Origin of the sequence: Runella sp. MFBS21 (assembly GCF_029433105.1) — a bacterium.
Taxonomy (GTDB): domain Bacteria; phylum Bacteroidota; class Bacteroidia; order Cytophagales; family Spirosomataceae; genus Runella.
The window spans coordinates 189003-202233 of the sequence record NZ_JARNTW010000012.1 but is presented as its reverse complement, the minus strand read 5'-3'; the positions used below and the strand labels follow the sequence as shown (position 1 = coordinate 202233).

General features: G+C 34.0%; 12 protein-coding genes. All 12 read right to left on the bottom strand.

All coding sequences use genetic code 11. The features are described 5' to 3' along the window. Positions 1-859: 859 nt before the first annotated feature. The 12 genes from P1X15_RS21325 to P1X15_RS21270 all read right to left on the bottom strand — a co-directional run bounded on the left by P1X15_RS21325 (position 860) and on the right by P1X15_RS21270 (position 13215). A complete protein-coding gene (locus P1X15_RS21325) occupies positions 860-2029 on the bottom strand; it encodes an O-antigen ligase (RefSeq protein ID WP_277340155.1) in 1170 nt (389 codons plus the stop codon). 98 nt (positions 2030-2127) lie between these two features. Further along, positions 2128-3375 (bottom strand): hypothetical protein, encoded by a 1248-nt coding sequence (locus tag P1X15_RS21320; protein WP_277340154.1) that lies wholly within the window; start codon positions 3373-3375, stop codon positions 2128-2130. Between the two features lie 21 nt (positions 3376-3396). After that, positions 3397-4182 carry a DUF268 domain-containing protein gene (locus P1X15_RS21315; RefSeq protein WP_277340153.1) on the bottom strand — a complete coding sequence of 262 codons (786 nt, stop codon included), beginning with the start codon at positions 4180-4182 and terminating at the stop codon, positions 3397-3399. Then, positions 4175-5404: a glycosyltransferase family 2 protein gene (locus P1X15_RS21310; protein ID WP_277340152.1), complete on the bottom strand. Its 1230-nt coding sequence runs from the start codon at positions 5402-5404 to the stop codon at positions 4175-4177. Before P1X15_RS21310 ends, P1X15_RS21315 begins: the two co-directional genes overlap by 8 nt. 36 nt (positions 5405-5440) lie before the next feature. Next, a complete protein-coding gene (locus tag P1X15_RS21305) occupies positions 5441-6970 on the bottom strand; it encodes an oligosaccharide flippase family protein (protein WP_277340151.1) in 1530 nt (509 codons plus the stop codon). Position 6971: 1 nt separating this feature from the next. Then, on the bottom strand, positions 6972-7700 hold the full coding sequence (locus P1X15_RS21300) for a cephalosporin hydroxylase family protein (RefSeq protein ID WP_277340150.1): 729 nt from the start codon (positions 7698-7700) through the stop codon (positions 6972-6974). Beyond that, positions 7687-8547 carry an NAD(P)-dependent oxidoreductase gene (locus tag P1X15_RS21295; protein ID WP_277340149.1) on the bottom strand — a complete coding sequence of 287 codons (861 nt, stop codon included), beginning with the start codon at positions 8545-8547 and terminating at the stop codon, positions 7687-7689. Before P1X15_RS21295 ends, P1X15_RS21300 begins: the two co-directional genes overlap by 14 nt. After that, positions 8544-9770 carry a class I SAM-dependent methyltransferase gene (locus tag P1X15_RS21290; protein WP_277340148.1) on the bottom strand — a complete coding sequence of 409 codons (1227 nt, stop codon included), beginning with the start codon at positions 9768-9770 and terminating at the stop codon, positions 8544-8546. The genes P1X15_RS21295 and P1X15_RS21290 overlap by 4 nt, the downstream gene beginning before the upstream one ends. 4 nt (positions 9771-9774) lie before the next feature. After that, complete coding sequence (gene rfbC, locus P1X15_RS21285) at positions 9775-10329, bottom strand: dTDP-4-dehydrorhamnose 3,5-epimerase (protein ID WP_028669118.1); 555 nt, start codon at positions 10327-10329, stop codon at positions 9775-9777. Continuing rightward, positions 10326-11411, bottom strand: coding sequence for a CDP-glucose 4,6-dehydratase (rfbG, locus tag P1X15_RS21280; RefSeq protein WP_277340147.1), 1086 nt, complete (start codon positions 11409-11411; stop codon positions 10326-10328). Before rfbG ends, rfbC begins: the two co-directional genes overlap by 4 nt. Continuing rightward, on the bottom strand, positions 11396-12172 hold the full coding sequence (gene rfbF / locus P1X15_RS21275; protein ID WP_277340146.1) for a glucose-1-phosphate cytidylyltransferase: 777 nt from the start codon (positions 12170-12172) through the stop codon (positions 11396-11398). Before rfbF ends, rfbG begins: the two co-directional genes overlap by 16 nt. Next, on the bottom strand, positions 12172-13215 hold the full coding sequence (locus tag P1X15_RS21270) for a Wzz/FepE/Etk N-terminal domain-containing protein (protein WP_277340145.1): 1044 nt from the start codon (positions 13213-13215) through the stop codon (positions 12172-12174). Before P1X15_RS21270 ends, rfbF begins: the two co-directional genes overlap by 1 nt. Between the last annotated feature and the right edge of the window lie 16 nt (positions 13216-13231).

The following is a 13231-nucleotide window of genomic DNA, read 5'->3' as shown; positions in this document are numbered from 1 at the left end:
CTTGAGTCAAAGGGCTAACATTGTTGGCACCACCATTGGTAGTAGTCTGATTGTTGTTGAATACGTTTTGTGAGAAGGCTGCCATGGTAAAAAGAAGCCCTGCCACTGTGAGCGTGAGTTTTTTCATAAAATGAATGTTAAATAATGATGATAAATGTGTGTGTACTGTTTAATGATAATATTTAATATACGAACAAATCTACAAAGAATATTTTAAGAAAGAATATAAATGTTACTGGAAAGTATAAAAAATTATCGAATGGTATAGTTTGGTAAATAAAGAATTGGGTATATATCAGATAATCAGACTTTTATATAGTTGTGGATGGTGTTTATAGGATACTGGTTTGAATGAGGTGACAATATTCTTTAGGGCGATTGCTATATTCTCCTTTACAAATTAGAATAAAGAGTGTTTATGTCAGAAAATAATACAATCAAGTTGAATAAAAAGGTACTTTATGAGACATATAATATATACCAAAAAGTTTTAAAAGTTAAGACTCTGGTCAATCTTGGAATGATGTACAATGATTATCTAAGATATTTGAAGTGTGAGATTCTATTGGGAGGTAAATAGTAAATAAAACAATATAAATGATAGTAAATCCTTTTTATAAAAAACTATATAAAAGACAAAATAGAGGGAAATATACTTAAATTAATAAAAAAACTTTTAAGGAGCGGAGTCGGTCAGTAGTAAAAAGTAATAAATTTTTAATGTTATTTAGAGTAAGTAGGTAAGAAGTCTTATTTTTTTTACAGTATTAAATTGAAGATATTTGGCTAATATAGTTAGGAGTCGAGAAGAAAACCACCTTGTTTAAATAATGTTAAATGCAATAGTTATATTCCTAAGTCAATGAGAGAGGTTTTGTTGATATCGTTTTGAATACCCAATAACAGCCAAAAGACTTAACCATAAATCTAAATTGAGATATAGAGTGCCAGAGGTAAGGCCAAGAAGAAAAATGGTGATACTAATAGCATATATGGAAAGTATAGACGGTGGGATATCAATAAAAAATATTTTATAAATGGCTTTAAAGTAATCGCGAATGAAAAAAAAGAAAAAGAAAGCACCAACGAGTCCAGTTGCCATCAAAACTTCTAAGAATATATTGTGCGCATGATAGCTATCAAAATTGTTGACAAATTGGTCGCCGATAAGTGGATTTTCAAGGAATTGATTCCATGCTGCAGCATATTCAAAAACTCGTTCCTCATTGTCAGTATTATTGATATTGTCAACAGTAGTTATTATTCTCCTAAAAGCCTCTATGCTTTCTAGTATTTGAGGGTCTATAAATGTAATTAATATTAATATAATAACAATAGTGATTATAAAATATTTGAATAAATTCATTAAGCTTTTAGTCTTGATATTTTTTACTAAAAGAAAAAAAGAAAGAACTAGAAACGTGTTCAACATGGGTCCACGAGACCCACCTAGAACTAGTAATATAAATCCAATTGTCAGGCTAAGGTAATAAAGATATTTTTTTTCTTTGAGGTCATGGTTAAATAATAAATGGCTTATACTGATGACTGTCAGCTGCTGCCCCACAAGGGCAAATGTAATAGGGTTTAAAATAAAACCTTCGGTTTCGTCTGATTTACGAACAACAATTCTATTTTGAAATAAAGCTGATGAAAACCCAATTTCATTTGCTACATAATATAACAGTTGTAGATTGCTAATTAATAGACTAATAAAGAGCCATTTTCCTAAAAATGAAAAATCTATACTTTCTAATAAAAAACAAAAAACAAATACAGCACTTATTGTATTATGAATGAAAAATAATATAAAAAAACTATCATCTTGTTCATAAAATTTTATTCCTCTAACTAATACATCTACCATTACACGTACATAAATGATAAAACTAAAAATCAGAATAGGTAATGTATAACGAGGTAGTTTGGTGAATTTTCGCTGTAAAATTCCTAAAAAAAATAAATAAGCCAGTAAAAGAATGCAAAACGCACGATATATGTAGCTACCCATGGAGTCAATTCCAATCATGACAGACCAAAAGGCACTAATCGGAAATCCACATATAATTGAAATGATATAGATGGAAGCTATACGACTTAAATGCTTGCTAGAAAATAAAAAGCTCATTACAACTCATTAGAATGTTTAAATTTCTGTAAAAAGTACATACGGCCTTTAAGCATATTAATACAAATATCGATAATGTCGAATATACATAAATTAATAGGGATAATTCTTTTTTGGAATGCACCTACTCTTGCGTCTGTCTCAGATGGTGAAAAAAGGATATCCTCAGCAAAATTCCCCCATCTTTTAGAAGGCATTAAACTAATACACATGCCAGCATGAGCAGAGGGTAAAATCATACTAGAACCATGTACTCCTATGATAAGTTGACTTTCTGAATAGATTTGACAGAGAAAGCGTTCTGTATCATCATTGAAATCGTTGGTACGTACGTCAGTAATAAATTTAGGAAATAACATCCATTTTCCAAAACCAGCTACAGTATATATGAAGCGATCTCCAAACTCTTTTTTGAGAAAGAAAAAAAGTGTAACTATTCTTAAATAATGAAAAGGTAATAAAATTTTTTTAAAACCTAATTTTTCAAATCCTTTTAGGATATATATATTTCTAATCCAAATCCTACCGGGGTCTTGTCGCCATATAAAAGTAACACGAGGGCGTGTAGGAGGTATATCAAAATTAAACGGAGGTATTTTGGTGAATTCTTGAATATTAATAGGAGTATTGGTTGGGATGAGATGCCCATGACTTAAAAAAACTTGTTCAAACCTCTGTAATTCTTTATGAATAGATATGTTTAGACATTCATTATAATAAGTCATTTGTTTGAAGGAAGTGTTTATGGTCCATATTTCCGCAATTCCTTCTTGCGCTAACATCCATTTAAACATCGGTTGAATTATTACAACTATCCCAAGTGTAGAATTAGAGTTTAATTTTATGATCCGCTGTAGATTAAGTAGCACTAATAAAGCATGTCCGTATACAAACTCTAAACAATTTAAGATAATTATTTTTTTGTAATGCGTATTTATTTGAACATTTATGAGTATATCGTCTTTGACAGGCGTTAAAATAGATAATAAAGGTTTATTAAGCCAAGCATCTTTGCTTGGTTGCCAATCAAGTTTATAGACACTTTTTGTTCCTTTATCGACAAGTCTTGTTTCTAAAAGAGACTGCCCAATTGGTATATTTTGTAAGAAATTTTTGTTACACTTCTTACAAATAATATCCACACAAACATGTTGACCTTGCCAGATAATCTCTCCAAATATTAAATCTTTAGATCCACATTTACAAATTGAGTTGAGAGTGACTTGAGCAGGTTTGATTTCTATCATTATACAGATTTATACTTAATGTTATTTTTTTATCATTTCAAAGATGCCACATCCAAATACGCATCCGAAATTTTGTTCAATTTCACTGTCAGTGAATGCTACATTTCTAAATAAATCTCCTTTGTCATCGACATAAGAAAAATGAATAATGTCATACTTTGTGTTAAACAATTCTAGCAAGTATTTAATACTAAATACTCTATGAGCATTAAATTCAATACGTTGGTGACCTATAGGGGTAGAAAAGTAAAAGCGACCTCCTGGTTTAAGTATTTGATATATATTCTCTAATCCTTTGAGATGTCCATCAATATCAATAGGATCGTTGTAGCGACCTAAACCAAAATGCTCAATGACATGGAGGCAAGATATAGAGTCAGTATAGTGAATTAAATTTTGGTCAAGATGCATAAGATCTGCTTGAATAAATTTAACATTATAAATATAGTCTGGAAGTGATCGAATATCAAATACTTCTATTTTCCTAAAGGAAGCTACATGTGCTACAAATCCATCCACCCTTGACGCTATATCTACATGGTTAACTGGTTGGTTTTGAAATATTCGTTGAGCAATTAGAAGGTCTTGATGAAAATAATGACCTGAGGCAATCCCACTAGTAGAAAATTTCTCATTTAACACTGGGTATTTTTTTCCAAAAGGGAATTCGTTTTTATTTTTAGATTCTATTTGTTTTTTTAGAGATTTTAAATCTTCAAAGTACCAAACAAGCCCTTTGACATTTTCCAAGAGCATATTAGGGTAAAACCCTAAAAACTGGATTAAAGCTTTAAATCTTTTAAGCATTTTGTTTTATTTTTTTAATGAATAAAGCTCTTAATAAAATCCGTAAAATATGGTAATATGAAATGATTGAGTTTCGAGAATAACTTGCCTTTTTTAACCAAAGAGCAGCATCGTATACATTACTAATGTCATAAATATTACCATCAATAATCACATTTTCTTTTACACTTTTCAAAATAGATAACAAAACTGTGAATTTATTCTTAGTTTTTACTGGGTGTTTAGTAATTAATGCTTCGATTTCAGTTGATAAATGATGCTTTCGGCCCAGCTCTCTTAGATAATCCACTGTCATGTTGTATTTTACGATTCCAGTTTGGACGTCAATTTTGAGAGTTTGTTCTATATAAGTTAGTATATCAAGCTTAGTATTTTGATGAAAACCCCATTTCTGAGCTTGAGCTATGCATTCAAGCATGATAATCTCAATGGAGGGAATAAAACGTATGTATTCTTCATGAAAAGGGAGATTGTCTTCTTTAATAAACTTCTCAGCAGCATCTGATTTCTTTTTTTCAGGCGAAAATTGAGCGGTACCTCCACTGTGCCCTGACCCACCATTGATTGCAATTTTATCATCTGTAATATAATAATAGTCTATTACCTCTGGTATGACCAAACTAGAGTAAACATCAGGAATCATAGAATGAAAAAAACGACCTTGGGAACGTTCTTTTACTTTGTTGATGGCATTGATATGTACAAATCCTTTATAGAGAAAGGGAAGCTCGGTATAGTTTTTCTTAAAAGATAATACATCCCTGAGAGCTTCTTTAGACGAAATTACTTGGTTAGCTTTGGTTTTTGGTATAGATAACACATTTTTATAAAAATCAGATATATTGTTTGGCCATCCATAAAAAACATTGTAAACACAAACTGCTTCTACCTTATATGTATTAACAATCTCATTTACTCGACCAATAGCATCAGGTGTGAAAGCATCATCATCTCCTAAAAATGTTACGAAACCTTCCTCTACATGACTAAGGGCGAATTCCCAGTTTTGACTCATCCCCGTGCGTTTATTGGTATTGATGTACTTTACTCTAGGGTCTTTGAATGATTGAACTATTTCATGAGTGTTATCAAAACTACAATTATCACTAACTATAATTTCTAAGTTAGAATAGTTTTGTTGAAGGGCTGTTTTGAGAGTCCAATACAGGGTATCAGGCCGTTCCCTTGTAGGAATAATAATGGTAAATTTATGTTCAATCATAATGTGTACTGGGCGAATTGATCAAATTAAACTTGTTTATTTAGCTTTATTGAAATTTTGGTATAAAAGCCGCCCTTGGGTCATTAATAAATGTCTCGTAAATTGAGTAAATACACCAGCTGCTAGAAGAGAAATTGTAAAAACGGTACCAATCACTAATATTTGAATGAAAAGTGGCTGAGGGGGGTGTTCATCAAGCCAGTATCGGCCTAAAATTAAGATTGGGAAAGTACTGATAAATGGGATTAAAATATCATACAGATACCATTTCATTTTTTCTCCTTTTAAATATTTATTATGAAATATATGAGGCTCAACAAATAAATAGCTTATATTGAGTGAAGCCCATATGAAACTTGCCCCTATAGAACCATATAGTTGAGTAAGCCAAAGTAATAAAGGGATAAGCATAAATAGTGCTGCGACATTCTTCCAGAAGGCGAGTTTAGTCCACCCATTTGCCAATTGATAATAATAAGACATGGTAACCAGACCATTACACATTGTGCCTAAGATAAGTACACTTACCAAAGGCGCACATTCTTTGGTACTTTCTTCATTTTTTAACCACCATCCGATGATTTCTTTTGAGAAAAAACTAAGAGTAAGACTTATGGGTATAATAACTACAGCCATGAGTTGACTACTTTGATGGTACAAACGGCGCTGTTGAAACGAATCGTTGAGCTGAATTGCTTGAACAATACGGGGATAAAAGGCCGTAGCTATAGGAGAAATAACCCGAAACAGTACAAATGAAATGGAAAAAGATAGAGTATAATATCCAAACAAATCCAAAGGAAGGATTTTGGATAAGATTAGCTTGTCGGTTTGCATCAAAATTGTGACCACTAGAGAAATACCACTTACTCCCGCCGAAAACCTGGCTATTTGTAAAAGAAGTTTTTTGCTGAAAGCAGGTTGATAATTTGGAATATTTAGGTTTTTCCAGAGAAAAGTCCGTAGTAATAGCGTAGCTACCAATGTAATGATAATTTGCCAATTAAAGAAAGCTTGAATATCATTTTGTACCCATTTGAGAATAAATATCACTCCTACAGCTTTAGCAGTTTCTGTTATAAGTGTAATGGCATTTAGCTGAACTTGCTGTTGGATACCTACCAAGCCTCCATTATAAAGGCTAGTAGGCCACCTAAAAAAAGTTAAAATACCCATTTGAATGAGGGCAAAATGTACTTTGCTAGCAGGTAGGCGTGTGTTGTTGAGCCATGAATTAGCCATCCAATCGGACGAAATCACGATCCCAAGTCCGATGACCAAACCCATACTCCAATAAAGGCGTTCGAGGGTATAGGTCAAATTTGCCGCTTCTGTATTTTGAGCAGAATTAGTCGAATACCTAGCAAGTTCTCTACTAAGAGCAGCGCCTAATCCTAGGTCCAATACAGTAAATATTCCTAAAAGGCTGGTATAAAAACCAATAAGTCCATAGGCATCTGCTCCTAGCATATTGATGTAAGTAGGCACAAAAATCAACTGGATCAAACCTGACCATATTTGGGCTACGAAATTTGATATTATGTTGAATTTAATACTGGCCTTCATACTATTTTATTCTTTTGAGATACCCTTCAGGTGCCACTGAAATTAATAATTTATTATCAATTGAATGGTCAATTTCGAAGTTAGAATTATGCTTTAAAAATTCCCATACTGCAGTTTTGGGGTTATCACCTACATCCCAAGGGCGGTCATACATTCCACTAGGCATATCTTCTACAATGGTATCAAAAACTACTATGTAAGAGCCTACTGTAACTAGTGGTGAATAAAGATTAAGCTCTTCTAAAACATGTTCATGAGTATGATTAGAATCTAAGCATATTAAAACTTTGCCTTTGTTTTTCACTACTTCTTTGACTTGATGAATAATTTCTGAGCTAATAGAAGAGCCTTCTAATAATGTAATACGCTTGTACATAGGATGATTTTCTATTGCTTCTCTATTATGAGTACGAATATCAATATCAATTCCTATAACTTGACCTTTACCAAGCAATTCAAATAAGGAAGCATAATATATGAGAGATCCTCCGTGAGCAACACCTGTTTCAACTAGCACATCAGGTTGAATCTGCCAAATTAGCTCCTGCATAGCTACCATATCTTGAGGATATTGAATGATGGGGCGTCCCATCCAGCTAAAATTGTAAGAGTATTTTGCTTGATTTGAATGTATATTGAAATTTTTGGCTGCTACCTTCAATGGTTCATTGTGTTGGTAAGAGGCAATAAGTTCTTCTCGCTCTATTTCAAACTTTTTAATCGGATTCATGATGCATTATTTGTTTTAATTTATGAATATTTCCCCAAAAAGCCATAGGCTCATAATCGGGGTAAGGGTAAAAGCCTAGATTAAGCTGGATTTGTTTTTGGCATTTTTTAAGGTGATTCTCAACCAGCTCTTTTACTGAAATAGGAATCCCGCTACAGCAATTGATAATACCTTGTACATCATTTTGGAGGGCAATTGCGACAAGGTATTGAGCTACTTTTTCTACGGCTAGGTAGTCTCTCAATTGCTCTCCTGCCGACATGTTAAAAGACGGGGCATTCTCTTGTAGGGCTTTGTCTAGCTGAGCTAAAATGCTTTTGGGGTTTTGTCCTGCTCCATACATATAAAAAAGCCTCGCCCATTTTAGTGAAAATGGCACTTGCTTTTGTAACTCTTCCAAAAACTTACGTAAAGTATCTTTGGCGAGAGCATAGGGGTTTTGTGGGTTAGGAACTAGTGATTCATCCAGCTCTCCTTCTCTTAAGCCATATTCGAGGCAGGTGCCTGAAACGCATACATTACCAGACCCATTTAGAATTAAATTTTTTAAAAAAAGATATTGTTCTGGAAGTACTTCCTCATAGTGAAAAAGTTCTTTATAGCGTGGCAAACCGCTCCATGCTAGATGAATAATTACATCAGGTTGCTCAAAAAAATTGAATAAATTGAGCCTATTTGAATGAGCTAAGTTAAGAGACTTGTAGGTATAAACTTCTCTATACCAAGAAGAGTTTTGGGCTGTTTCAAGATTAGAGGAGGATGCAATGACGTCAACGTTATGCTTAAAAAGTTCTTTGATTACATGATTTCCTAAAAAACCTGTCGCCCCCGTAACTAATACTCTCATTCGATTGTAAGGTTAGGAATAGGGATTACAAATTTTCCACCCCAGCCGCGGATATAAGATAGTTGCAGCATAATTTCTTGTTTTATGTTCCAAGGTAATATTACTACATAGTCGGGTTTTTCGGCTTTGAGAGTAAGTTCAGTTACTACAGGGATATGACTAGCTGGCAAAAACTTATTTTGTTTTGAAGGATTAGCATCGACTACAAAATCGATAAGATCATTTTTGATACCGCAGTAGTTTAGAAGCGTATTGCCTTTTGCAGCAGCTCCGTAAGCTACTACTTTCTTTCCCACTCTTTTTTGCTGAATCAAAAAATCAATAAACTCTAATTTGACTTTAAGAGCTTTAGCTTGAAAACCTTCATAATAACTTAGGTTATTTATTCCTTTTGCATTCTCTTGATTTAAGAGTCGGTCTACATTTTCAGAGATTGACTTACTTGAATCCTGCTTGTGCTTCGCATAAATTCTAAGGGAGCCTCCGTGAGTCGGAAGCTCATCAACGTCAAAAATTTCTAACTCTTGTGAGTCAAAGATTTGTTTGACTGTATATAAAGATAAGTACGAAAAATGCTCATGATAGATGGTGTCAAATTGATTGTTGTCAATTAATTGTACTAAATGAGGGAATTCCATAGTAATTACCCCCTGAGGCTTAAGTATAATTTTCATGCCTCCTACAAAGTCTATAATATCAGGTACGTGAGCGAGAACATTGTTGCCAAGCAAAAGATCAGCGTAGAGGCCTTGATTGGCAAGCGACGTGGCTAAAGAAACTCCAAAAAAAGACGTTATAGTGTGAATTCCTTTATCAATTGATACCTGAGCTGTGTTTTGAGTTGGCTCAATTCCCAAAACAGGGATATTTTTTTTGAGAAAATATTGCAACAAATATCCGTCATTGGAAGCAATTTCTATCACTTGAGAAGATCTATGTAAAGAAAATCGTTCAGTCATAGATTCGACGTACTGTTCTGCATGAGCTAACCAGCTAGTTGAATAGGAAGAAAAATAGACATAATTGCTATCAAAAATAGCCTCTGATTTTTTATATTCATCAATTTGCACCAAAAAACAATGATGACAGGTATAAACTTTTAACGGGAAAAAAGTTTCTGGTTCATTAAGTTGCTCTTTTGTAAGAAATGAATTTGAAGCTGGTGAATTTACTAAGTCGATAAAGACATTCTGGAGGCTTGCTTTACAGAATCTACACTGCATAATGTTAAAAATTAATTTCTTTAAAAGTCGAGGATTTGAGATATGGGTGGCTCAAATCTCGCTCCGAAATTTCAGTAAGCGGAAGAGGCCATGCAATATTTAGAGAGGAATCATCAAATTTGATGCCTCTTTCGGCGCTATTTTCATAAAATGCAGAATGGCAATAAAGCATTTCACAATTTTCGGTAAGAGTTTGAAAACCATGGGCAAAACCTTCAGGTATATAAAGCATTTTACGATTTTGAGCACTTAGTAATGTAGCATACCATTGTAAAAAAGTAGGGGATTCTTTTCTGAGATCTATAATTACATCCCATACTTCTCCGGCGATACATCTTACTAGTTTTATCTCACTGTATGGAGGAATTTGGAAGTGTAAGCCTCTTATGCTACCTTTTTTGCTTGTAAAAGTGTGATTCATTTGTACCCAAGTTTTTTTAAAACCAATATCTTCAAATTCTTTTGCACAATAAATCCTAGCAAGCCATCCTCTAGAATCACCTTTGAGGTCTAAGCTTATTTCATAAGCATCTAATAAAGGTGTGTGGGTAAATTTCATTGGGTCCAAAGAAGTTTGGCTGTGATTGCATCTGATATATAATTTGTTAAATCATCATGCGTTAACAGATGTTGGTCAAAATAAAAAGCCTTATACCATTCAAATGTTTTTGTAATGGCTTGATGAGTGTTCCAAACAGGGTACCACTCAAGGTTTGTATTAGCTTTAGAACAATTAAGCCTCAAAAAGTTGGCTTCATGAGGGATACCTTCTTGAGACAAAATAGTATACGATATGGCCGGCCAAATACTTTTTCCGATTTTTAATACCGCGTCCACTGATAGAGCCTCTCCATCATTAGGTCCAAAATTCCAAGCATCTGAAGCTGTTTGGTCATCTTCTAATAGCTTTTGTCCTACACTAAGATAGCCTGATAATGGTTCAAGAACATGTTGCCAAGGACGAGTAGCTTTAGGGTAGCGTATTTCAACAGATTTTGATTCGATAGTAGCTTTGACAATATCTGGGATGAGCCTATCTGTAGCCCAATCGCCTCCACCAATTACGTTTCCTGCGCGTACACTTGCCATTAGAAGTTTATCACCGTAAAAAGATTTACGAAAACTTGCCGCAACCAATTCTGCGCACCCTTTAGAAGCACTATATGGATCGTGACCTCCCATAGCATCCGTCTCTTTGAAAGCGAGGTTATGTTCGCTATTTTCATAACACTTATCACTTGTTACATTAATAATTGCTTTTAGATTGCTACAATATCTAGCTGCTTCTAAAACATTGGCAGTGCCTAGTACATTGGTAGAGAATGTTTCTAGAGGAAATAAGTATGAATGTCGTACGAGGGGTTGAGCTGCCAAATGAAAGATAATATCAGGATTTGTGGCAGTTACAACTTTCAAAAAGCTTTTATAATCTCTAATATCGCCTTCATAGGAGTCAATTTTAGGTCTGATGAGTTCAAAATGACTTGGGGTAGTAGGCAGGCTCAAGGAGTAGCCAGTGACCTGTGCCCCAAGATTTTGGAGCCAATAGCTCAGCCAAGACCCTTTGAAACCAGTATGTCCAGTAATAAGAACTTTTTTTTGATTATATCGTCCTCCAAAGAGGCTTACCATACTTTCCATGCTGCTTGATTAGTTTGCCAAAGTTCTTCCAACTCAATTTTGTCTCTCATAGCATCCATACATTTCCAAAAACCAGAGTGCCTATATGCTGCAAGTTGGTTGTGATTAGCAATTTCAACTAGTGGTTTTTTCTCCCATTGAATCGCATCGACATTACCTTTTAAATAATCAAAAATGCCAGGTTCCAATACAAAATATCCGCCATTAATCCAGACACCGTCTCCTTCGGGTTTTTCTTGGAATTGGGTTACGGTACCTTCTTCATTGATATTCAAATTTCCAAATCTCCCAGGTAACCGTATTGAAGAGAGTGTAACGAGTTTATTGGCTTTATTGTGAAAGTCTAATAGCTGCTTTATGTTTATATCTGCTACTCCGTCCCCATAAGTCAGCATAAAAGTTTCATCTTTTACGTAGTCCTGGATTCTTTTGATACGACCAGCAGTGTTAGTCTCTAATCCTGTATCTACAAGCGTGACCTTAAATGCTTCTGCATTTGTATATAATACATTGAGGTTATTATTGTGGAGCTCAACCGTAATGTCTGAATTATAAAGAAAATAGTTGATAAAGTATTCTTTGATCATATAACCTTTATAACCCAAACATACCACGAATTCATTAAAACCATAATGGGAGTATGTCTTCATGATATGCCAAAGAATAGGTTTTCCTCCTATCTCCACCATAGGTTTGGGGCGGAGGGTAGTTTCTTCACTGATACGAGTTCCCATACCACCCGCCAAAATAACGACTTTCATTAGTTGATTAATTTGCGGTTTTTGAAAAAAATAAAAATAACAGCACACATAGCACCAATTGCAAAAAACACTGAGAAAAATGTGCGTCTTTTAGGTTCACTTCTAATTAGGGGAATTCGAGGGGGTTCATAGACATTGAATACGGGTGTCACTTCTTGAACTTTAATCTTTGCTTGCTCATACTGGCGATTTAAATCGTTGTAGATGGACTGAGCTGTAGAAAATTCACTATTGAGGCGACTTTCTTGTATTTTAGCTGTTTGAAGTATTAAAAATCTATTTTTATCCTGAAAATTAGCTAGTGCTGTTTCGGCATTTTGATATCTTTTTTTTGCTACACTTACTTGTTTTTCTACGAAAGATAGATCTATTTTAGCTTTTTCAGTTCGATAATTAGTTACGTAGTTTTTTAAGTACTCTAATGTCAAATTAGCGATATTAGCTGCTAATACTGGATCAGGCATTTTAACACTGATAGTGATTATACTTGTTTTCCTATCAAATGATGCACTAATTCGAGCGAAGATAGTTTTTACTAAAGCATCTTCATATGCATCTAACTCAAGAGATTTACTTAAATTTTGAGGGTCAAGAAGTTTTCTTTGGGGTTGTTTTGTATTGCTTGAAAACCATGATTTCTGCTTAGCTTTTAAGTAGTCTTCAAGAGGCATTATTTTAGAAAACTCTGATACATATGCTTTTTGCTTTAATATGTGCAGGGCAAAAGGGGTACTTTGGATAATGTTGGGATATAAATCAGGTCGAACTGCATCTAAGGAATTAACGCTTCCTAAGTCAATTCCAGCAAGTCCTGCTAAAGCGCCTAGCCCCCCACTTAATTTTGAAGAAGAGCCCGCAGAGATTTCGGGCAACAATTTAGCTTGTGAAACAAATTCTTTCTGAATTAAAAAAGAACTAGCAGCTCCGATAGCCCCTGCCAGGAATCCACAGAATAATATCTTTATCCAGAAAGTTTTGAGAATATTAAAGATCGCAATTAAGTCAACTTCTTGAGTAAAAGCTTTAGGTTTATTCTCTATCACTTGTTTTAGTTTTTAA